The 22280-nt window shown below is 41.1% G+C and carries 18 protein-coding genes, 1 tRNA gene and 1 pseudogene; 16 read left to right on the top strand and 4 right to left on the bottom strand.

Annotated features, from left to right (window positions below; genetic code table 11):
• Positions 1-188: 188 nt before the first annotated feature.
• The 5 genes from ACN222_RS00855 (at position 189) to ACN222_RS00835 (ending at position 2589) form a co-directional block, all read left to right on the top strand.
• On the top strand, positions 189-596 hold the full coding sequence (locus tag ACN222_RS00855) for a type II toxin-antitoxin system Phd/YefM family antitoxin (protein WP_010994349.1): 408 nt from the start codon (positions 189-191) through the stop codon (positions 594-596).
• A complete protein-coding gene (locus ACN222_RS00850; protein ID WP_010994348.1) occupies positions 583-828 on the top strand; it encodes a Txe/YoeB family addiction module toxin in 246 nt (81 codons plus the stop codon). Before ACN222_RS00855 ends, ACN222_RS00850 begins: the two co-directional genes overlap by 14 nt.
• Before the next feature lie 227 nt (positions 829-1055).
• On the top strand, positions 1056-2153 hold the full coding sequence (locus ACN222_RS00845; protein WP_010994347.1) for an alpha-hydroxy acid oxidase: 1098 nt from the start codon (positions 1056-1058) through the stop codon (positions 2151-2153).
• Between the two features lie 76 nt (positions 2154-2229).
• A tRNA-Leu gene (locus ACN222_RS00840) sits at positions 2230-2313 on the top strand.
• Between the two features lie 21 nt (positions 2314-2334).
• Entirely contained in the window at positions 2335-2589 is a 255-nt protein-coding gene (locus ACN222_RS00835) for a hypothetical protein (protein WP_044522651.1), read from the top strand.
• Here ACN222_RS00835 and ACN222_RS00830 read toward each other — a convergent pair.
• Positions 2549-4477: an alpha-amylase family glycosyl hydrolase gene (locus ACN222_RS00830; RefSeq protein WP_010994346.1), complete on the bottom strand. Its 1929-nt coding sequence runs from the start codon at positions 4475-4477 to the stop codon at positions 2549-2551. The two genes, ACN222_RS00835 and ACN222_RS00830, sit on opposite strands and share 41 nt — an antisense overlap.
• Positions 4478-4853: 376 nt before the next feature.
• Here ACN222_RS00830 and treZ point away from each other — a divergent pair, with 376 nt between their 5' ends.
• From treZ to ACN222_RS00815, 3 genes are all read left to right on the top strand, one after another.
• Positions 4854-6674, top strand: coding sequence for a malto-oligosyltrehalose trehalohydrolase (treZ, locus tag ACN222_RS00825; protein WP_096637222.1), 1821 nt, complete (start codon positions 4854-4856; stop codon positions 6672-6674).
• A 77-nt stretch (positions 6675-6751) separates the two neighbouring features.
• The gene (gene treY / locus ACN222_RS00820) at positions 6752-9520 is read left to right on the top strand and encodes a malto-oligosyltrehalose synthase (RefSeq protein WP_010994344.1); all 2769 of its coding nucleotides are present in this window, start codon (positions 6752-6754) and stop codon (positions 9518-9520) included.
• 76 nt (positions 9521-9596) lie between these two features.
• Positions 9597-11084, top strand: a complete 1488-nt coding sequence (locus tag ACN222_RS00815) for a trehalase family glycosidase (protein WP_010994343.1) — start codon at positions 9597-9599, stop codon at positions 11082-11084.
• Here ACN222_RS00815 and ACN222_RS00810 read toward each other — a convergent pair.
• Positions 11079-13545 (bottom strand): annotated as a pseudogene (locus ACN222_RS00810) (ATP-dependent helicase). The gene ACN222_RS00815 and the pseudogene ACN222_RS00810 sit on opposite strands and share 6 nt — an antisense overlap.
• A gap of 284 nt (positions 13546-13829) precedes the next feature.
• On the opposite strand from ACN222_RS00810, the gene ACN222_RS00805 reads away from it, so the two are divergent.
• Both ACN222_RS00805 and ACN222_RS00800 read left to right on the top strand, forming a co-directional pair.
• The gene (locus ACN222_RS00805; protein WP_010994341.1) at positions 13830-14243 is read left to right on the top strand and encodes a phage holin family protein; all 414 of its coding nucleotides are present in this window, start codon (positions 13830-13832) and stop codon (positions 14241-14243) included.
• A gap of 159 nt (positions 14244-14402) precedes the next feature.
• Positions 14403-14579, top strand: a complete 177-nt coding sequence (locus ACN222_RS00800; protein WP_010994340.1) for a YqaE/Pmp3 family membrane protein — start codon at positions 14403-14405, stop codon at positions 14577-14579.
• 264 nt (positions 14580-14843) lie between these two features.
• Here the strand turns inward: ACN222_RS00800 and ACN222_RS00795 are convergent, their stop codons facing one another.
• The gene (locus ACN222_RS00795) at positions 14844-15644 is read right to left on the bottom strand and encodes a hypothetical protein (RefSeq protein ID WP_010994339.1); all 801 of its coding nucleotides are present in this window, start codon (positions 15642-15644) and stop codon (positions 14844-14846) included.
• Between the two features lie 328 nt (positions 15645-15972).
• On the opposite strand from ACN222_RS00795, the gene petJ reads away from it, so the two are divergent.
• Entirely contained in the window at positions 15973-16308 is a 336-nt protein-coding gene (gene petJ, locus ACN222_RS00790) for a cytochrome c6 PetJ (protein ID WP_010994338.1), read from the top strand.
• Positions 16309-16466: 158 nt separating this feature from the next.
• Entirely contained in the window at positions 16467-17621 is a 1155-nt protein-coding gene (locus ACN222_RS00785; protein ID WP_010994337.1) for a glycosyltransferase, read from the top strand.
• On the opposite strand, the gene ACN222_RS00780 is transcribed toward ACN222_RS00785, so the two are convergent.
• Positions 17604-18797, bottom strand: coding sequence for a glycosyltransferase family 4 protein (locus ACN222_RS00780; RefSeq protein WP_010994336.1), 1194 nt, complete (start codon positions 18795-18797; stop codon positions 17604-17606). The genes ACN222_RS00785 and ACN222_RS00780 overlap by 18 nt on opposite strands.
• 127 nt (positions 18798-18924) lie before the next feature.
• Between ACN222_RS00780 and ACN222_RS00775 the strand changes: the two genes are divergently transcribed.
• From ACN222_RS00775 to ACN222_RS00760, 4 genes are all read left to right on the top strand, one after another.
• On the top strand, positions 18925-19827 hold the full coding sequence (locus ACN222_RS00775) for a hypothetical protein (protein WP_044520504.1): 903 nt from the start codon (positions 18925-18927) through the stop codon (positions 19825-19827).
• Positions 19828-19829: 2 nt separating this feature from the next.
• Complete coding sequence (locus ACN222_RS00770; RefSeq protein WP_010994334.1) at positions 19830-20498, top strand: hypothetical protein; 669 nt, start codon at positions 19830-19832, stop codon at positions 20496-20498.
• A 3-nt stretch (positions 20499-20501) separates the two neighbouring features.
• Positions 20502-21119: an FHA domain-containing protein gene (locus ACN222_RS00765; RefSeq protein WP_044520502.1), complete on the top strand. Its 618-nt coding sequence runs from the start codon at positions 20502-20504 to the stop codon at positions 21117-21119.
• Between the two features lie 67 nt (positions 21120-21186).
• Positions 21187-22200 (top strand): glycosyltransferase, encoded by a 1014-nt coding sequence (locus tag ACN222_RS00760; RefSeq protein WP_084789065.1) that lies wholly within the window; start codon positions 21187-21189, stop codon positions 22198-22200.
• Positions 22201-22280: the final 80 nt, after the last annotated feature.

Genomic DNA, 22280 nt, shown 5'->3' with positions numbered 1-22280 from the left:
ATTAGGTATGATTTATTTTGAATTTTGTAGCTTTAGCTTCCCGTTCGCGGTAGCGTTGCGTAGCAAAGGGTATTTTGAATTGATTTATACCTGTTCCCTTTGCTGGATTTTTCTGTGAACAGAAGATTTTTGTTATGTTACTATTAAAATAGTGACCTGTACAGAAAGTACGTACAGATTGAGCAAAAATGTACTGGATTAAATTTGAAAGTACACAAAGGGAGCTTTTAATACTTATGCTTTCTAACACTTACACTTACACACAAGCACGAGATCGTTTGTCTGAATTATGCGACAAGGTTACTTCAGAACGTGATTTTGTAGTTATTACACGTCGGAATGCTGAAAATGTCGCTTTAATACCTGTTGACGAGCTTTCGAGTCTTTTAGAAACTGCTCATCTTTTACGTTCCCCACGTAACGCTGAACGTTTGCTAAGGGCTTTAGATAGAGCTAAATCAGGTGTTGTGGAATCTCAAAGTTTGGATGATATTCGTAAGGAGTTAGGATTTGACCAAAAAGAAGAGTCACAAAAACCAATCAAACGAAGAAGTTCCAGTAACTCCAAAGCAAAGAAAAACAGTGTTTCAACCTGAATTTTTAGAAGACTTAGAATTTTGGGTAGAAACTAATCAACGAGTTGCCTTAAAGGCTTTGGATCTTGTCAAAGAGACTTGCCGAGATCCTTTTAAGGGAAAAGGCAAGCCTGAACCTTTAAAATATTTAGATCCTGATACTTGGTCTCGTCGATTAACGCAAGAACATAGAATTGTATACCTTGTTAAAGACGATGAAATAAATTTTTTACAAGCCCGCTATCATTATTAATTTTTCAAAAATATAAATAATTCTTCTGTATCTAAAAACTCTAAAAAACTATATTGATAAAACAATAAAAGCTCCTTTAAAATAGCCAAGAGGAGCTTTTATTTTGTTTCGTAGTGGCGACCAGTACCAAACAGAGGGGGCGATCGCTCTTTTAAAAAATCCTCGATGAATAATCGCGTCTCTCCAAAGCGATCTATCATAACTGTGGTTAACTCACAACTACCACCATGACAGCTATATCCAGTCCCATCAACCTATTTGAATATGAACAGTTAGCCAAAACTCATCTATCTCAAATGGCTTTTGACTACTACATTAGTGGGGCTGGAGATGAAATCACATTACAAGAGAATCGCGCAGTCTTTGAACGTATTAAATTGCGTCCACGAATGCTAGTGGATGTTAGCCAAATCAACCTCACTACTTCTGTTTTGGGACAACCTCTGCAATTACCTCTATTAATTGCACCAATGGCGTTTCAATGTTTGGCTCATACGGAAGGCGAACTAGCCACAGCAATGGCGGCTGCATCGGCTGGGACGGGTATGGTTTTGAGTACGTTGTCCACCAAAAGTTTAGAAGAAGTGGCAGAGGTTGGTAGTAAATTTTCTCCTTCTCTACAATGGTTCCAACTTTACATCCACAAAGACCGGGGTTTGACTCGCGCTTTGGTCGAAAGGGCTTATGCAGCAGGTTACAAAGCGTTATGCTTGACTGTGGATGCTCCCGTACTCGGACAACGGGAACGAGATAGACGTAATGAGTTTGTGTTACCTCCAGGGTTGCATTTGGCTAATCTCACAACAATTTCCGGGTTAAATATTCCTCATGCACCAGGAGAATCTGGGTTGTTTACCTATTTTGCTCAACAACTCAACCCGGCTTTAACATGGGATGACTTGGAATGGTTGCAGTCTTTATCTCCCCTACCGTTGGTACTCAAAGGAATTTTGCGCGGTGATGATGCGGCGCGGGCGGTGGAATATGGAGCTAAAGCAATTGTAGTGTCGAATCATGGGGGCAGGCAACTTGATGGAGCGATCGCCTCACTAGATGCCCTCCCTGAAATAGTCGCAGCCGTCAACGGTAAAGCAGAAGTCTTACTAGATGGCGGAATCCGTCGGGGTACAGATATTATCAAAGCCTTAGCAATAGGCGCTCAAGCTGTTCTCATAGGTAGACCAGTTTTATGGGGACTCGCAGTAGGAGGACAAGCAGGCGTATCTCATGTTATCTCTCTACTACAAAAGGAGTTAAATGTGGCAATGGCGCTGATAGGCTGTTCTCAGTTACAAGATATTGATACTAGTTTTCTGCATTTGTAAGTAGGTAGAGGAGAATTTTAATTTATTCCTTGCATTAAACTTAATTGCTGTACTATAATTGTGAAGTTGCCTCCAAGGGCGGGTGGCGAAATTGGTAGACGCACCACACTCAAAATGTGGCGACCTTGCGGTCATAGGAGTTCGATTCTCCTCCTGCCCACTGTTAACTAGAAAAAAGAAGATGCGATTAAAAAGATGGGAATCTCCCCGCAAAGAAGGGAGAAATGATAAAGGCAGAGGCGGCTCTGCAAGAAAGCGACAACTCAAGAAACAAAGACAAATGTTGCGGCAAAAGCTCAAAGAAGCTAACAAGCCAGACAAGAAAAAGAATAATCAAAGCGGGGAAGATCAACAAATCTTCCCTATTTTTTTATCTACTTCACCCTTCTTTCAAGTTAAGATTCTCTCCCAGAAGCCCAAGTATCACGCCATTTAACTGTGCCTTCCTTCGCCACTACCCAACGACGATTTAAGATATTTTCTCGCAGAGGCGATCGCCCTTCACGCCACATGGCATATTTATAACTGATGAGTTTACCTGCGCTTTCATCAAATGGTATTTCGGCAAACCAAGTATTAGAGTTGATGTATTCCAGGGGATAGGCTTTACTAATATCCCAGTTACCCAATTCTGGACAGTCGCCGACAACTACGATAGTTTCACCGGGTTGAGTATGTACACCATTAAGTTGAACGCGGACTATTGTTTGCGCTTTTACCCGTTCACCTACATGACTTAAAACCATGACTCCCCGTTCTTCGAGTTGCAGATTGTAAATCTTACCGTCTTTTACCTCAAATTTATTCCGAGTCACGGCGCAAGTATGTTCACCATCTGGTAAGTCTGTTTGGACTTCTGGTAAGATGAGTTCTGCACCCCGGTTGAGGGCGACGAAGCAAACAGAAGAACGATAACGGCGGACATAACAGTAAACATCAGATGTGAGGTATTTTTGCCACTGGCTACCCATAGAGATGGCTGGATTTAACCGCCGGATACCAGACAACAATCGGAGGTATCTATACACCTCAGTATCAGTATCCCAATTTCCCATCATGGGGCGGTTATAGGGGTCATTACCGCCGTTAGTATCATCATGCAGATATTGTTCTGTACCGTAATAGATACATGGAATACCCCGTGATGTCATAATCAGGGCGATCGCTACTTTCAACATCGCCGGATCAGGATTGAGGGATTGAAAGCGGGGCATATCATGGTTATCAACAAAGGTGATTAACTCTGTAGCTCCGTTGTAGCGATAATCTTGGTCAAATACTTCTTGGATGAGGTGGAATCCCCCTTCTGCGCCTTGGGCTAGTGCGCCGCGAATTGCTACGCACAGACCAAAATCAAGTAAAGTCATGCCGGAATTATTGGCAAATTCCACCGAAAGATCGTCACTGGGATGATTGTAAATCCACTCACCAAAAATAAACACATCTGGTTTGTGATTATACATATCACCAGTAAATTCTTGCCAAAACCAAATCGGCATATGTTTGACTGTATCTACCCGCAGTGCATCCACACCCCGGTCTAGCCATTGCTTAATTGCCAACTTGATGTATTGACGATATTCAGTATTGTTTTCGTTAAAAGTTGCCAGTCCTGAAAGTTCACAGTTTTGGACTTGCCAATCATCTTCCCAATCTTCAACTTCACCATAGTGATGATACCAATGATTCACATCATTATTAAAGTCGGCGATTTTTACCCCATCATCATATAATTCGCCTTTGCTACCACTAGTATCAGGACTGCTATGGTTGCAGACGATATCAAGTATGAGCTTCATTTTCCGCTTGTGTAATTCTGTAACTAAGCGGTCAAAAGTAGTATTTCTGGTTTCTTGAGTATTGTTTAAAGAAGGATTTTCATCCTTACCAATGTAGCGGGGATTCAGCCGTTTAAAATCTTTTGTCCAATAGCCGTGCATGGCGGCGTTACCAACAAATAATTCTTCGACTTGTTCAAATAAAGGAGTTAACCAAAGTGCGGTTACTCCCATATCTTTTAGATAGTCTAATTTATCAATAACTCCTTGTAAGTCGCCTCCCCAATACTTACCCCAATCTTCTCCATTTGGGTCATAAAGTTCTGGATTATAGCCTTCGCTATTTTCAGGGTCGCCATCATAAAAGCGATCAACTACTAGAAAGTAAATAGTTTCTTGGCGAAATTCAATATCCCTAGTGTAGAGAAATTCTAAATCTATTTCTGTCTCTGGCGTAGGTGATTCGATTAATGCTTGTACCTCTGCATTAGCATTTTCGATTTTGTATTGTTCTTCGGAAAATTGTGATGGTGGTGTTTGTACCATAAAAAAATGCAATTTTTAATGCGATATAAAGTATGTATAAACAGAGATACAAGTTTTTGTATTTCCGCATTTCTGTAAACCATAGGTATTATCTATCTAATTTTTTTTTCTGTACATCTATCTGCGGGTAAGTTGTGATTAAGCTTTGCTAGAAGCTGTTTTGAAGCAATGTTGTCCACTTATTAGAAAAATCAAGAATATGAAATTCACAAATAATACTACTTTTAGCTAACAAGAAATATACCTTTTGATTCTAGTAAATTGGCTCAGTGACAAATCATGATTCTATCTGGTGCATGACTGAAAAGTGTGTAATCGATGACATTTGTTTTTGGTGACATTTTTCACAACACGTTATTTAAGAGGAGGATACTGCATGAAAATTGGCGCTCACTACTTGGGTAATGGAGAGTGTGAATTTACAGTTTGGTCTCCAACATTAAACAGCGTTGCAGTGCAAATCTTAAAGCCAGAGGAAAAGTTAATTCCGCTTAAAGCTCAAGGGGAGGGATATTGGCAGATAAAAGTAAATGATGTGTATCCAGGTACGCTGTATCGATATCAATTAAATGACCAAGAAGCCTTTGCTGATCCTGCTTCTCAATATCAACCAGAAGGAGTTCACGGGGCTTCTCAAGTTGTTGATCATAAATTTGAGTGGACAGATAAAACTTGGTCTGGAATTTCCTTAGAATCGATGATTTTCTATGAACTTCATGTAGGGACTTTTACGCCTGAAGGAACCTTTACCACTATCATTCCCCGGTTACCAGAACTAAGGGAGTTGGGTATCAATGCCATTGAACTTATGCCGATCGCTCAATTTCCGGGTGATGATCATATTGAGCCTGACTTAGCATACCGTAACTGGGGTTATGACGGTGTTTATCCGTTTGCTGTCCAAAATTCTTATGGTAGCCCCGCAGATTTAAAGAATTTTGTCAATGCTTGTCACGAAAATGGTATTGCTGTAGTGCTGGATGTGGTTTATAACCACTTTGGCCCAGAAGGTAATTATATGGGTCAGTTCGCGCCCTATTTTACTAGAACATATAAGACACCTTGGGGCAATGCGATGAATTTTGACGATGCCTATAGTCAAGGTGTGCGGAATTATTTTATTCAAAATGCGCTGTATTGGTTAGGAGAGTTCCACATAGATGGGTTGCGGTTGGATGCGATTCAAGCAATCTATGATTTGGGTGCAAAGCATTTCTTGTGGGAATTGGCGGAGGTTGTACATAACTTCTCCCAAGGAGGAACATGGAAACGCCATTTAATTGCTGAAAGTGACTTGAATAATCCCCAAATTATTCGTCCGGTAGAATCGGGTGGCTATGGACTTGATGCACAGTGGAGTGATGACTTTCACCACGCATTACACGCATTGTTAACAGGCGATCGCCAAGGTTATTATCAAGACTTCGGTAAGTGTGCCGATTTAGCTAAAGCCTACGCAGATACTTTTGTCTATGATTGGCGGTATGCGCCACACCGTAAACGTTTTCATGGTATATCATGCCGCGATCGCCCATTATCTCAGTTTTCGGTATGTATCCAAAATCATGACCAAATAGGTAATCAAATGCAGGGGGAACGCTTATCTGAGCGAATTTCCTTTGCAGGGTTGAAGTTAGCGGCTGGTGCTGTGTTGCTATCGCCTTATTTACCGTTGTTATTTATGGGTGAAGAATATGGCGAAACTGCACCTTTTATATATTTTGTCAGTCATTCTGACCTCGATTTGATTCAAGCGGTACGTGCTGGACGCAAGGAAGAGTTTGAAGCGTTCCATTATGCGGAAGACCCACCAGACCCCGAATCGGCGGAAACTTTCCTACGTTGTAAACTCAACTGGGAATTACGTCATCAAGGTCAGCACAAGGTTTTATGGGATTGGTATCGTCAGTTAATTCATTTACGCAAAACTCATCCCGCATTGCTGAATTATGACCGCGACAATATCGAAGCAACTAGTGATGAGGATAAGCAAATAGTTGTGGTACGGCGTTGGTGTGAGTCAAGGGAAGTGATATTGGCGATGAATTTTAATACGTCTCCGGTGTCGCTGGTTTTAACAATTGAAAAGAGTGCGCGGAAGTTATTAGACTCTGCTGATTCTGAAGGGTTTGAGACGTTGTCTGTGGGGGAGGAGGTTGTTTTACAGCCTACAAGTTTGGTTTTGTATGAGGTCTAGGAGGTTTTTTAACGCGGAGGGATGCGCGGAGGGGCGCGGAGTGTTTGTTGGGTTTATTAAATTAAGAGTTAAAATTTATGCGAATTCCTAAAGCTACTTATCGTATTCAGTTTACACCGGAGTTTGGGTTTGATGATGCTAGAGCGATCGCATCTTACCTAGCAGATTTAGGTATTTCTGATTTTTATGCTTCGCCGATTTTTAAGGCTAGAACTGGTAGTACACATGGTTATGATGTGGTGGATGGGTCACAACTCAATCCCCAATTAGGAACTACTGAGGCTTTTGAGGCGTTGGTGGCTGAATTACAGTCTCTAGGTCTGGGCTGGTTGCAAGATATTGTTCCTAACCACATGGCTTATAGTAGCGAAAATCCATATTTAATGGATGTGCTGGAACATGGGCCGGATTCTAGTTATACCGACTACTTTGATGTGTGTTGGAACTCTCCATTTGCTAATAGTCAGGAGCGCATCTTAGCTCCTTTATTAGGCGATTTTTATGGTGAATCTTTAGAAAAGGGAGATATTGAACTGCAATATGAGCAAAATGGTTTAACTGTTAACTATTACAGCTTAAAGTTGCCATTGCGCTTAGAATCTTATACTAAATTTATTAGTCACAATTTGGGTAAACTCACACGTACACTGGGACGGAATCACCCTGATTTTATTAAACTTTTAGGCATTCTCTACATTCTGAAAAATGTTCCCTCGGAAGTTGTAGGAAAACAGCGACAAGACCAAATTGCTTTTATCAAGGGTTTGATTTGGGAACTCTACACCAGTAATGATGATATCCACGCATTCATTGAGGAGAATATTCAAACATTTAATGGTGAAGCAGGTAATTTTGAAAGTTTTAATTTGTTAGATGACTTACTCAATGACCAATTCTATCGCCTCGCTTTTTGGAAGGTCGGGGCAGAGGAAATGAACTATCGCCGCTTCTTTACTGTTAACGAATTGATTTCTGTGAAAGTAGAAGAAATGCGCGTGTTTAACAATACCCATAGTTTAATTCACCAACTAATAGAACAGGGCATATTTACTGGTTTAAGAATTGACCACATTGACGGACTTTATCAACCTACGCAGTATTTAGAACGTCTACGAGAAAAGATGGGGGATGTTTATATCACCGTTGAGAAAATTTTGGAATTAACTGAAGATTTACCAGAAAATTGGGATATTCAAGGTACATCTGGATATGATTTTTTGAATTACGTTAATGGGGTATTTTGTCAGTCTGCGAATGAATCATTGTTTGATAATATTTACCATAAATTTATTGGGAAACCTGTAGATTATCCATCCCTCGTTAATGAGAAAAAACACCTGATTTTAGAAAAAAATTTAGCGGGTGATGTGGATAACTTGGCAAGCTTGCTGAAGAATATTGCCAGCAAATACCGCTATGGTAACGATTTTACATTGAATGGGTTGAAAAGAGCGATCGCCACAGTTCTGACCCTATTCCCCATTTACCGCACTTATATCACCCCCGATGGGATTGGAGATAGTGATAAAGTCTGCATTCAAGGAGTCATCGAGGCTGCGAAAAAACAAGTACCTCTCCTACATCACGAGATGAACTTTATAGAAAAAGTAATGCTGCTGGAGTTCGATGATTCTCTTAACCAAACAGAACGGGAACAATGGATATATTTTGTCTTGCGGATGCAGCAATACAGTGGCCCCCTTATGGCTAAAGGTGTAGAAGATACCACCTTATATGTTTACAACCGTCTGCTTTCCTTGAATGAAGTAGGCGGAAATCCCAGCCATTTCGGTATTACTGTCGATAAATTCCATCACTTTAACCAACAACACCAAGCTAACTGGCCTCACACCATGAACGCCACAGCTACCCATGACACAAAGCGCGGCGAAGACATGAGAGCAAGGTTAAATGTGTTATCTGAAATTCCCCAGGAGTGGGAAGAACAGATAAATCTATGGAGCCAACTTAATCAAACACATCGTAGCAATAACCAACCCGATCGCAACGACGAATATTTTCTCTATCAAACTCTGGTAGGTGCGTTTCCCTTTGCAGAACACGAACAAGCGTCCTTTGTCCAGAGGGTACAAGACTACATGATTAAAGCCATTCGGGAAGCGAAAGTACATACTGCATGGTTACGTCCCGATAATGAGTACGAAGAAGCTTGTAGCTCTTTTATTGAGAAAGTACTTGACCCCAAGGTATCACGGCAATTTTTAGAAACATTCCACCCCTTTCAAGAGAAAATTGCCGAATATGGCATATTTAATTCTCTTTCCCAAACTCTTCTGAAAATTGCTGCTCCTGGTGTACCCGACTTTTACCAAGGAACAGAACTTTGGGACTTAAGCTTAGTTGACCCTGACAACCGCCGTCCCGTTGATTTTGAATCACGCGCTGCATACTTAAGCACCATTCAGGAGCAAAGCAAAACCGATATTCTCGGCTTAATTTCCGAACTAATCCATCACAAAACCGACGGTAGAATCAAACTATTTTTAACACTCCAAGCCCTCAAAGCCAGAACAAAATACCTTGCATTATTCCAAGACGGCGAATATCTCCCGTTAGAAATTCACGGAACCCACGCCAACCATATCATCGCATTTGCCAGACAAAAAGGTGAGCAAACCGCGATCGCCATCGCCCCCCGCTTCCTCACCACCCTCACCCCCCCAGGACAAACACCACTAGGCGAAATCTGGCAAGATACTCACCTAAAACTCCCCGCCAAAACTTGGTACAACCCCCTCACCCACCAAACCCTACAAACCGAAGACACCCTACCCATCGCCCAAGCCCTCACCCACTTCCCCGTAGCCCTGTTAATCGCCGAATAACTCTTTTTCCTCTCTTCTTTGCGCCTCTGCGCCTACTCTTCGAGAACGACTTCGTCGAATGCGTGAGAAAAAACCCATGACCAAAAACACCGTCAGAACCTACATCAAACAAACCTGGAAAACCCTCACTCGCTCCCACCAACATTTACTAGAATCCGCCCAAGACACCAAACTAGAACACCAACCCAACACCCCTTGGATTATCTACATCTCCCCCCAAGAAGACTGTAATACAGTCCAGTCCGTATTAGAGCGATCACTCTCGGCAAAAGAGATGCAGCAAATAGAAATTCGCACCTTACCCAGCGAAGTTGAAGCCATCCAAGAACACGGATTGTTATATCTCCCTGGTGCTTACGTCGTTCCTGGTGGTCGTTTTAATGAAATGTATGGTTGGGATAGCTATTTTATTTTGCTTGGACTGTTGCAAGATGAAGAATGGGAACTAGCCCAAAGTCAAGTTGATCAGCTACTTTACCAAGTCCAGCATTACGGTACAATCCTCAACGCCAACCGTACCTATATGCTGACGCGATCGCAACCCCCCGTTCTGAGTATGATGGTCTTGGCGTTATTCCAACACACCCAAGACCAAGCATGGCTCAAATCAACCCTGCCATTGCTAGAACAGTTTTACTATTATTGGGTCGTACCGCCGCATCTAAATTCAGCCACAGGCTTATCTAGATACTACGCCTTAGGCGAAGGGGCTGCACCAGAAGTATTATTTTCCGAGCTAGATGAAACTGGACGCAGCCACTACGAACGTGTCAAGGAATATTACAAGACATTTGAGATTGATGATTATGATGTGAGTTTGTTTTATGACTCAGAAAGAGACGAACTCACAGACTTATTTTACAAAGGCGATCGCTCCATGCGCGAGTCTGGTTTTGATATCACCAACCGCTTTGGCCCCTTTAGCGTTGATATCGTCCATTATGCACCTGTCTGTCTGAACAGCCTGCTTTATCAAATGGAGCAAGACTTGGCGCAAATTCACAAGATTTTAGATAATCCCGAACTTGCAGAACAATGGAGCGATCGCGCCACTTTGCGCCGTGAGCGTATCAATCAATACCTGTGGGATGAAGAAAAAGGAATTTATTTAGACTATCACTTCTACAGTGGCAAACGCCGTCATTATGAATTTGCCACTACCTTCTATCCCCTGTGGACAGGATTATCCTCCCCAGAACAAGCCCAACGCATTGTAGAAAATCTTTCCTTATTTACAGCCCCAGGGGGAATCTTCACCAGCACCCATGTAACAGGGAACCAATGGGACGCGCCTTTTGGCTGGGCCCCACTCACCTTAATTGCAGTCCAAGGACTTTATCGTTACGGATATCGCAAGGAGGGGGATGATATTGCTCATAAATTCCTAACTATGGCGATTCAAGAATTTACGAAATATGGCTTTTTTGTAGAAAAATACGATGTAGAACGTTGTTCGGCTCAAGTTTCCGATGAAATCTGCTTTGGCTATAGTTCTAACGAGATAGGTTTTGGTTGGACGAACGGAGTCATTTTAGAACTATTAGCTAACCTTGACGATTCATGAGGGCTGAGTGTGAATTACAAATTCAGGAAACTGGCGCTTTAATGCGGAAAAAAACTGGACAAGGGGCTTGTTCTTGTAAATTCTCTGGTTTACTCCAAGTAAACGGTGCTTTCTGAGCCGCAGACATCCACAATAATTGCTTTGCTCTCGTCATCGCCACATAGAGTAAACGATATTCTTCTGCCGTTTTCAGGTGTTTTGCTTGCTCCCAAGCTGACGTTACTTCCGGTATTCCAGTTTCACCATGAAGTGCAGCCCGAATCTGGGCGCGGGCAACTTCTGATAAAGTAAAGTCACCCAAAAACTGGCTTTGGGGTGGAACCCAAAATCTCCCAGGAATTAAGTTTTCATGGAGGAAGGGGATAAAAACATAATTCCAATCCAGCCCCTTGGCTTTGTGCATGGTGATAATCGTTAATTGACCATTGCGGGTGTAACGGGCTTCCGAATCATCGGTTTCCACAGGTTCAAAACGTTCGGAATTGACGATTTCACTTAAGGCTGAAAGCATAGCCCCCATTGAGTTGTTACCCGCTATTTGCTTGTTTACCCGTTCCGAAAGTTTATCAGCAGTCGCCAGTTCCGCTTGGTCATAATTTAACGTCAGGGCGAGGAAAGAAATAATCTGATATAAAGGCAATTCCAAACGTGCGCGCAGTAAACTACGGCAAAGATGAGAGGCTTTTTGGACTAGTTCTGACTGGGGTGCAGCTAAGGGGCCAGGATACAAAAATTCTTCTGGTAGACTAGCCAAGGCGTTGAGGTCTTGAGTCGGAATTAATTGGCGCTTTACCAATACTTCTAAAGCAGCTTTGAGATAATCGGGGGAATGGGGGCGATCGCAAAATTGCAATAACGCTAAAATTTCTTGAGGAACATGAGAACGGCGATCGCTTTCTCCCACGTCAAATAGTGTAATATTATGCTCTTTACACTTAGGTGCTAGCGCCTCTACCAACCAACGTCCTTGGCGATTCTCCCGCACTAACACCGCCGCACTCTTGCCCATATCTTCGGTTAATAGCTCAATCACCCTTTGAGATAGCAATTCTACAGTGTGATAAATATCACGGGGTCTATGTAATTCTAATCCTCTGCCTACTGGTGCTGGGTTGACATCAGTTTGATGGACAGGATGTATTTTTTGCAGACTAAAGGGCGCAGAAAGATGAAGATGGGAAGACTTTTTATTTTTATCGTAAGAATCATTTACCCATTCCAGCGCGAAGTTAGCGGCAGCAATAATCATGGTGGTACTACGACCAGCTTGATCCATTGTCGCTAGTTTATGAGAGCGATCGCACTCTTGGCAAAATTCCCGAAAATAAATTGGATCAGCCGGGGTAAAAGTAGAGTTAATTGCTTGGTTGGGGTCGCCGACACGGATTAAGTTGATAGGAGACTGGGGATTGGGGACTGGGGATTGGGGACTGGGGATTGGGGACTGGGGATTGGGCGAAAATCTTGCAGTCAGTTCTCCCCCTGCCCCCTGCTCCCTGCCCCCTGCCCCCTGCTTCCCCTGCCCCCTGCCCCCTGTCTCTCCACCACTCGCCAAAATCTCTAATAACTGCGTTTGCAAGGGGCTAGAGTCTTGGGCTTCGTCTTCAAAGACGGCGAAAACTTGGTTTTGCTCAATGCGTCGGGCGCTGTCGTTTTCCAGGACGCATAGGGCGGCTAAAATCATGTCGTCGTAGTCGATGAAGTCGCGCGATCGCATCAGGTTTTGATACTGTTCGTATAAACCCGCCGCTATAGTTAAAATCTCATAAGCGTCTGTAGTTTCTTGACTCCATTGCTGTAGTTGCTCTGGTGATATACCAGAACTTTTGGCTTCATGAATCACGGTAGTTGCCAAATCCGGTAAAATTTCCGTCCGCAATACTGATTGGCGACGTAACCTTTCTGTTTCTTCACCATCAAATTGCTGTCCTTCCAATAACCGCAAATAAAGCCGGGGATGATTATTAATCCATTGTTCAACTGCGGTACGAATAAAGCGATGGCTTTGGTTAGGGGTGATGAGGGTGACATTTTCTAACTCTAACCCTGATAAATCAGGATGGCGGCTGGCAATATTCAACGCCAAACCGTGCAGAGTGTAAACAGCAAAACCAGTTTGTGGTAATGATAATTGCTTTAGATAGTGACGAATTTTTGCTTTAATATTGGCAGCCGCAGAGCGAGTAAAAGTAACCACCACCAACTGACGACGGGAAGATGTGCGCGACTCCGCCGCCTGCTGATACTGACGAGCAATAGCGATCGCCGCCGCCGCCGCCATCCCCGTAGATTTACCAGCACCCGGTACAGCCGATACCGCCAAAGGCCCCGACTGCCAGTCAGCCATTTGTTGTTGTCCTGGGCGCAGAGTACTGCGAATTAGGGCAATTTTTTCTTGTAAAAGAGTAACAAAGGACGCTGGGGATGATGACACAGTAGCGATAACATTCGTGTCTGACATATCTAGTTTTCTTACTATTGTTGATCAAGTAGACTGTGCTGTGTGAATAGTGTATGTCAATATCAATCTGATGCAGGGAAATCAGAATAATCTCATTTTGAATCTGAGTAATTTTACAGTAAGCGACGATTTCCTGATTTTTGAATGATTTTATCTGATTTTTCTGAAAATACTCCAGATGGTAGAAGGGCAATCTATCTTGCTAGAGATGATTTTATTTATTTAAATATTCAAGATGGTAATAGCAAAAACAAATAATCTATTACTGAATTTTAGGTAAAAAAATGTTGGGAATGTTTTTAACAGCTCTAGCTACAGCACTCAGCCTATTAATTGTTGATTTAGTAGTTCCTGGTGTCAATATTGCTAACTTTCCTGCCGCCATCATAGCTGCTGTAGTGATTGGATTAGTTAACGGCTCAGTCAGACCAGTCCTATCTACTCTATCATTACCGCTTAACTTCTTAACCTTTGGCGCATTTTCTCTAATTGTCAATGGATTGTGTTTTTCATTAGCAGCAGCTTTGGTTCCTGGGTTCAGCGTCCACGGCATTCTTGCCTTTATTTTGGGGCCAGTAGTTCTTTCTTTCGCTAGTACTTTCATCAACAACTATTTTGCCGAGAAGAATCTGGCTTTAACAGGTGATGCAAAGACACCAGGTGAATTACCATCACAAGGTGAATTATCTTCTCGATAAAACTTGTAAGTAGAAGGGTGGCAATTACATCTTCTCATAACACAAGCTTGAGTACGTATTGTAAATCATCAAATTAAGTTAATTCTGGAGATGGAGTTAGTAATTTGATTGATTTCGGACAATGTAAGTAACTAACATTTGAAAAGTAGCAACAAACCCATGAAATTACTTCGTCTTCTTCTCGGTCTACTATTACCTCCTGTAGGGGTTTTCTTGACAGTCGGTGTCGGCCCAACTTTGGTAATTAATATTTTGCTGACACTCTTAGGTTGGCTACCCGGTAGTATTCATGCTGTTTGGGTGATTGCTAAACACGAAGAACAGTTTAATTATTAATTGAAGTTAGATGTCACCTTTTTTGATGAGATAGGTCGGGAAATTCCCGCCTATTTTTATATATAGGCGTAGCCAGTCACAGAACTTTGTAAGAGAGGTGTCTTAAACCCTTGATTTTACGATAAATTAGGACATCAAGCTAAGATGAAATCCTGACAATAAAAGGCTCTCAAGTCTGTTAGCAGTCAAGCATTATACTTATTTTCCAAAATTTAAATAGCCCAGACTTATCTGATAAGCCTGGGCTATTTTTCACCTATTCGATTACTTGCGTGTGACTTCTTTCTCTTGCTCTGGATGTTCCTTATCTTTGAACAAATCAGCAGTTGCTAGTAATAGTTCTCTTAAAGTTTGTTTGACTTGACGCTCTTTTCTCGCTAGGGATGTACCAGCTTCCCCTAGTTTACTATCTATTTGCGATCGCTTCTCCTCTACCTGAGTAGCCAGAACTTCAGCCTGGGGACGAGCCTGCTCATACCATATCTTGGCTTCATCCAGATAATTTTTGACTTCTTCTGAACGTCCGCCGTAACGAGCCGCTAAATTAGCCCTAACTATTGATAGTTGTGCTTGTAATTGCGCGTAACGCTTTTGTAAGAGGGAAACTTCTTCACTATTTTTGATAACATCAATGGCAGAATCAATTACAGTTTTTGTGCTAGCAGTTTCTTGCTTACCATTTTCCGCTATTTCTGCTAAGATACCATCAACTTCTTGCTGAATTTTTTCTTCTTCACCATCAATTTGAGCTTGCAGTCTTTGCAACTCTGACTGACTTCTAACTATCGCCTCATGTCTTTTAGTATTAACACCTTCAATAGCTCCTTCAATAGAAGCTGTAACTTCTTCCTTGATTTCTGTACCTTTGTCTTGGAGATTTTCAATTACGGTAGAAACTGCATCTTTAACTAGAGAACGAATTTCACTAGAACCCTCTTTCAATTCAGAGGCAACTTGAGAAACTGCGGCTTTGACAATTTCTCTGATTCTCTCACTTTTTAGCTGCCCAGTTGATTTTGCTTGCTGTAAGTCTGCTTGAATTTGTTGTTTGATATTATTAGTCATTTTCAACTCTTGTGATTTAGATAATTTGGATAAAATTTTTGTAGATAGTCTTCCTTCTACATTATGGTTTAGTCATCATATTTGTGGTACTTCCTAGAGACATAAAATTAGAATATCCATACTAAAGTAGGTCATGTATAACTTGTTGTCCATCTATGGGATGATGAGTATGTGACTATAGGAATCCGATTTGATTATTGTTGGCGTAGCCTGCGCTTGCCCATAAAAATATAAGTATCTGTAGGGTAGGCAATGTCCACCAAAACTACACATATTTCAGAAATTAAGTATTTTTTAGTAAGAAACACATCATTATAGGAGCAGCTACGTGCAGAAATTTCTCAAATTAGTATTAGTAACCTTTTTATTCTTGATAAGTACTTTGACTCCGCCTGCAAATGCAGAAAATACAATCAATGGCGAACAAATCTTTAGTGTTCACTGTGCAGGTTGTCATATCAATGGTAGTAATATTATCCGGCGTGGTAAGAACTTGCAAAAGAAGACGCTAAAAAAATATGGGATGGATTCCCTAGAAGCCATTGAAGCGATCGTCACTAATGGTAAAAATAATATGTCAGCCTACAAAGACCGTCTCAGTGAACAAGAAATTCAAGATGTGGCGGCTTACGTTCTAGAACAAGCAGAAAAAGGCTGGCGTTAAAACTTTTAAATTCCCAAAAATGTCCCTATCAGCAGACAGCAGGTTGCAATTTCCCTCTGATTTAAATATTTGCCTGATATTAAACGGAATGTGGCAACACGTTACATATTAGATCAATTAATCGACGATTGCGGTGATGAATATCGCAGATAGTAATCATGACACGTCTTTTATTAATTACAGAAAGATTTGCCCCAGACTTAGGCGGTTTAGCGACTAGTGCCACACGTCTAGTAAAAACACTGTCTCAATTAGGTGTAGAAGTTGATGTTGTCAGTTGGAGTCGTTACTTGCAGCCAGGGGAAGTCTCACCACCCACATCTTTAAATGGACAACCCCGCGTCTACCGCATCGGCTTATATCGCCATTGGGATATGACAATGCCCCACACCCTCAATTTTTTAGAGTGGCTGCATCAAACTCGCGCCTACGATGCAGTTTGGGGACATTACTTGTTTCCTAGTGGCTTTTTAGCGACTTGGTTTGCTGCTTTGCAAGGAATAGCCAGTACAGTTAGCGCCCGTGGTAACGATATTGACCGGGAAATGTTTCCCCCTGGGGATTTTGCCCGGCTGCAATGGACGTTGCAACACGCCAAAGTTATCACCGCAGTGAGTGCGGATATGGCACGGAAAATTCACCTATTGAGTGGACGAAATGATGTTTTGGTGTTGAAAAATGCTGTAGATACAGATATTTTTGCACCATTGGCAGAAACTAATCTGCGGGCTACTTTAGGAATTGCACCTGACGAAGTGGTTTTAGGATTTTGTGGAGAATTGCGGGAAAAGAAAGGACAGCAATTCCTCCTTAATGCCCTAACAATAGTCCGCCAACAACGCCCAGCTTGTCTATTAATTATTGGTGAAGTGAGGACTTCTCAAGAATCTGTGTTGCAATTATATGCAAGTCAGCAGCCAGAAGATGCCCAAAGGATAATAGTGACTGGACATTTATCAGACTCGCAAACAGTCGCCGCCTATCTACAGTTATGTGATGTTTACCTCCAGCCTTCTCTGTGGGAAGGTATGCCCAATGCCCTTTTAGAAGCGATGGCTTGCGGTTGCTGTTGTATCGCCAGTGATGCGGGTGGTATTCCAGAGGTGATTTTACATGGTGAAAATGGCTTTTTGCTACCTCGTTCTCATCTGCACAAATTAGGTGAGGCGGTTTTGGAGTGTTTACAAATGCCAGCAGGAGAGAAAAATTGCATTCAACAAGCAGCACGCGATCGCATCCTCACCAAGTATTCTATCTCTCAAGAACAACAGCAACTACAAGTTGTGATTGATTGTTTAGTCAACAGTAATTAATTCCTGATAAGCCGCAATTAAATCCTTACCCGCGCCTTGCCAAGTGTAATGCGCCTCTATGCGTTGACGGCCATTGATAGCTAGTTGAGATGCTAAATCTTGATCATTTCGTAACTGTACCACAGCATCCTTAATTGCCTTGGCTGAACCTGGCTTGACTGATAAAAAATGCACTCCATTTTCTCCCAACTCTTGCACGACTGGTATATCACTAGTAATTACAGGCGTTCCCGTCGCCATACCTTCCAAAATCTTTAGGGGACAACAACCTTGGACGAGATTGCGATCGTTTGCCGTTAAAGGCGCTAAAATTACATCTGAACTATGAATATGTGCAACCAACTCTTTTTGGGGCATGGGTTCTAAAATGTTGAGTTTGTCTGCCACACCCAACTTATAAGCTAGTTGTTTTAAAGTTTTTATTTGATAATTTCTCCCTTGTCCTATCACTGTTAAACAAGCAGGAAAATCTCGATTCACTAAACCTAACGCTTCAATCGCTAAATTCACACCTTGCCACGATGAAAATGTACCAAAATATAGCATCTGGTAAGGTAAATGAACTAGATCGGTATTGAACTGCTGAGTCTTACTATAAGTAAATATATCTAAATCTACGCCATTAGGAATAACTTTAATTTTATTCTCTGATATTTCCCTTTCCTGTAAATATTTAGCAGTCACATAACTAGGGGTTACAACCAAATCTGCTGCATTTAAACAAATTTGCTCTTGGGAATGTAGCTTATACAGTAGCTCCTCATCATCAGCCACAGCCGGATAGCGATATTTTAACTCTATGGAAGGTAAACCATTCACTTCAAAAATTAACCTGTCACAATATTGCTTTTTATTACAAGCAATTATCAAACCTTCATAAATTGAGCGAATATGTATGACATCAAATCGCTGATTTTTTAACCAACCTTGTAAAGCTCGACGGAAGTACAGAACTCGCTGAATGAAATCATTACCTAAAGCAGGTAACATTACATGATTAATATTTGGATGAATTTGCTCTGAATATATCAATTCTGCCGTTGGGGAAACTGTTAATAAATGTATTTCTTCATAAGCATCTGCTAAAGCCGAAGAAAAAGCCTCAATATGAACTGATGCTCCCTTTGGCGCAGGTACAATATCGAAAGTAATATAAGCGATACTCAATTTATTCATACAAGTTTATAAATTCGTTGACAGGTTATTTTCTGTTTGATATACTTGCGGCGAAGCTGGGATGATTTGACTTTTTTATTCACTTAAATTAATAAATTTTAAATAATAATTACGATTTTTAGACAATATGGCTATTGAGTTAAACAATTTGCGAAAAGATTTGCTATACACCGCACAATTTCCGTTAGCAAACATATTAGATGATTTACAACAAATTGCAGAAATTGATCAGCTTTCAGAAATGAAGCAAAAAGAATATGGTAAAAAAGCTTTATTCTATTTCCTGGGAATATTAACCTCTTGTACCTTACTTTTTATTTTATTGATTTCAAGTAACAATCATCTTATATTCAGCTTATCCATGATAGGGCTATTCCTAGTCACACTTGCGCTGATAGTTGCCTGTATTTATACTTTAGTGAAACGGAGCCAATATAAAAAAACAAATATTAGTAACCATCGATATAATTTAACAAAGCAGATTTTACAGATGCTGGGTAGGGATATGGATAAAGCATCTGTCTTTGATTTAAAACTATCTTTTCAACCTATGGAAATTGATAACAACAAAATAGGTACTAATCCCCACCCATATAAGTCAGGATGGAAAGTAGATAGTTATCGCAATGAATGGTTACGGCTACAAGGTCAATTTTTAGATAAAACTCGTTTTAATCTAAGTTTAACTGAACTATCTAAAAAAGAATATGGCTGGAAACGGGGCAGCAGTGGAAAGCAAAAATATAAAACAAAAACTAAAGGAATGGGTTTAGATATAGACTTGAAGTTATCTTATCCTCAAAGTCGCTACGGAGCAATTAAAGTTTTACAAAACGAGATCAATAGTGCAGTTAAACTACCACAGTCATCTACACTAAGATTAGCGAAAGTCACAGATAAATCTATTAATATTAGTGCCAGAATTGCACCTCAATTTGTGGAAGTTCAAAATACTTTATATGAAACAATTGCAGCCATGTTTCTAAGTTGTTATCAAGTGCTGAATTTAGCTAAATTACTTTCTAAATAGTCATGAAAAAACGATTTCTAAAATTTTTAGTTTCAGGCTTACTACTGACATTAATTGTTAGTTGTAATAGTAATCAATCACCTAACTCTGTAGTCACTCCCAATAATCCAGCCGTAACGCCTGTAGCTGCTAATGTTGAAAGTACCGATAAAATTAAATTTAAAACAGAAGGTGGTTCAGACTTATTTGCACTGAAGCAGCAAGCGGATGGAGCAAAGTTAGTTGATGGTAAAAATCAAGAAATAGCCAGAATAAAAGTAGATAAAGCTAATAAGTTAAAACTGAAAAATTCTCAAGATAAAGTTTTAGGCTATGTAGTTACATCTCAAGGTAATTGGCAGCTAGAGAATCCAGACGGCAAACAAATTTTATATGTTCTCAGTCTACAAGGTAATGGAAATTATCAATTAACAGATGGTAAGAAAAAAGAAATTTACCAGATTAAGACAAATGCCAAAGGTTTAGAAATTGCTAGCGCAGATACAAAAATAGTGTATCAAGTGAGAATTAAAGAAGGAAAAATATCCTTAAGAAATCCCCCAGGTAAAACTGTTTTCTCCACAAAATCAAATATCTCTCCCATTGCATTTGCTTGCTTTGGATTTGACGTACTTACCCGCGAACAACAAGCGGCTTTAGCTTATGCAGTTAATTCCACAGGAGGACAGTAAACCTTGCAAATTCAACTAAGTTGGATAGTTCCCAACACAGGGGAACACAGCGAACCAACATTAGAAACCCCAGTGGCAATTGGGCGAAAATTTGCAGCAATGCCATCAGAAAATAATGGTCAAAGAGTTTCCAGAATTACCATTGAAGATGACCTGATAGCAGATTACCACGCCTTAATTGATTGGCAAAATCAAGATCTGATAATTATTGACCAAAATACAGATAATGGCATCCAAATCAACGGCACAGAACTAACTAATGGTAGTCTAAATAATGGCGATCGCATCAAAATCGGTAGTTGTGAAATCACCGTAAAATTTACCCCAGTCACAACCCCTGGGGAGTGCGATCGCATGATAGGATTTCTCTTTAAGCGCCGTTGTGGACGCACAGACACCACAGGCTGTCCCCACTGTCACCCAACCTACGAACAAGACTACGCCTACTATTCCGGCTATGGTAACTACCATTCTGGTTCTTGGGGTAGTAGCTATTACTATAACCGCGATCGCTACGAATACGACTCGGAAACAGGCAATATAGACTTTACCGAAGCCGACGCAATGAGTTTAGAAAACGAATATGATACCGATTATGAAACCAATATGGGCGCAAGTTAAAAACCTTTAAAACCCTTACACCCCGATCCCCAGTCTCAACAGACAACCTGAGTGCGTAAGTCCTAAATTGACAACTAACCAACAATTGACTAAAACTTGGCTAATTTACGCTTTGGGTGGCGGTTGGGGACATTTGACTCGTGCTTTGTCTTTGGGAAGAATTGCTGCAAAGCAAAGAAACGTCAAAATTATTACAAACAGTCCCTATGCACAACAAATCAATCATGAAGGCTGCATACTACATTGGATTCCCGATAGTGTAGGTTTTGCTACAACTTGTCTACAAATACGGGAAATTATCTTCAATACTCACCTTGACTGCTTAATTATCGACACATTTCCCAGAGGTTTGGGTGGAGAAATAGCCGACATCTTACCCCAATTGCACGCCACACCCCGGATTCTCATCCATCGAGATATCAATCCTCATTATGTAGCTACCAAAAACTTGCGATCGTTTGTTTTAGAAAATTTTCATGGGCTAATAATACCAGGCGATGGCACAGATTTAGCCTTTTCTGATTTACCAGGAGTAATGCACACAGCACCTTGGTTAATTCGTAACCCAGAAGAATTACCAGATAAGATGATAGTGCGATCGCATATCCTCAAAACAAATTCATCAGATAAAACTATCCTAGTTTGTGCCGCCGGACAAGCATCAGAACTATCTTTATTTGGTGAAATTACACTGCATTTTCATCAAAAATTTCCCCAATGTGCAGTCAGGATTTTAGCTCCTCATTGCCCCCATAATTGCCCAGAAAGCTTGTGGATATCCCATCATCCTGGGATAGAGTGTCTAGCGGCGGCTGATATAGTCATCGGCAGTGCAGGATATAACACGGTTTACGAATGTGCTGCCGTAGGTGTACCGTTGGTAGCGTTAGCCTTACCGCGATTGTACGATCGCCAACAAAAAAGAGCTAGCAGAGGTTACTGGGTGCAGAATATTGAAGATGCCATGATTACAGTGAGATTGATCCTAGAGCAATTAGAACTAACAAAGCCATCCCCTGCACCAACATATACCAATGGTGCAATTGCTGCCATGGGTCACATCATCAATTATGAGTTATAAGTTATGAGTGTTATACCTAAATGCTAACACCTAATCTCATATCTGTTTGGACACCAATAATATCTAGGGAAGTTGGTCAT

The organism is Anabaena sp. FACHB-595 (genome assembly GCF_048568275.1).
In the GTDB taxonomy this organism is placed as follows: domain Bacteria; phylum Cyanobacteriota; class Cyanobacteriia; order Cyanobacteriales; family Nostocaceae; genus Trichormus.
Note: the sequence above shows the minus strand (reverse complement) of the source record. Positions and strands in the feature narration are given on the sequence as shown.

Coding starts and splice junctions, on each gene's coding strand:
- ACN222_RS00855 (WP_010994349.1), top strand. CDS start 189: ATGTACTGGATTAAATTTGAAAGTACACAAAGGGAGCTTTTAATACTT.
- ACN222_RS00845 (WP_010994347.1), top strand. CDS start 1,056: ATGACAGCTATATCCAGTCCCATCAACCTATTTGAATATGAACAGTTA.
- ACN222_RS00835 (WP_044522651.1), top strand. CDS start 2,335: ATGCGATTAAAAAGATGGGAATCTCCCCGCAAAGAAGGGAGAAATGAT.
- ACN222_RS00830 (WP_010994346.1), bottom strand. CDS start 4,477: ATGGTACAAACACCACCATCACAATTTTCCGAAGAACAATACAAAATC.
- treZ (WP_096637222.1), top strand. CDS start 4,854: ATGAAAATTGGCGCTCACTACTTGGGTAATGGAGAGTGTGAATTTACA.
- treY (WP_010994344.1), top strand. CDS start 6,752: ATGCGAATTCCTAAAGCTACTTATCGTATTCAGTTTACACCGGAGTTT.
- ACN222_RS00815 (WP_010994343.1), top strand. CDS start 9,597: ATGACCAAAAACACCGTCAGAACCTACATCAAACAAACCTGGAAAACC.
- ACN222_RS00805 (WP_010994341.1), top strand. CDS start 13,830: ATGTTGGGAATGTTTTTAACAGCTCTAGCTACAGCACTCAGCCTATTA.
- ACN222_RS00800 (WP_010994340.1), top strand. CDS start 14,403: ATGAAATTACTTCGTCTTCTTCTCGGTCTACTATTACCTCCTGTAGGG.
- ACN222_RS00795 (WP_010994339.1), bottom strand. CDS start 15,644: ATGACTAATAATATCAAACAACAAATTCAAGCAGACTTACAGCAAGCA.
- ACN222_RS00785 (WP_010994337.1), top strand. CDS start 16,467: ATGACACGTCTTTTATTAATTACAGAAAGATTTGCCCCAGACTTAGGC.
- ACN222_RS00780 (WP_010994336.1), bottom strand. CDS start 18,797: ATGAATAAATTGAGTATCGCTTATATTACTTTCGATATTGTACCTGCG.
- ACN222_RS00775 (WP_044520504.1), top strand. CDS start 18,925: ATGGCTATTGAGTTAAACAATTTGCGAAAAGATTTGCTATACACCGCA.
- ACN222_RS00770 (WP_010994334.1), top strand. CDS start 19,830: ATGAAAAAACGATTTCTAAAATTTTTAGTTTCAGGCTTACTACTGACA.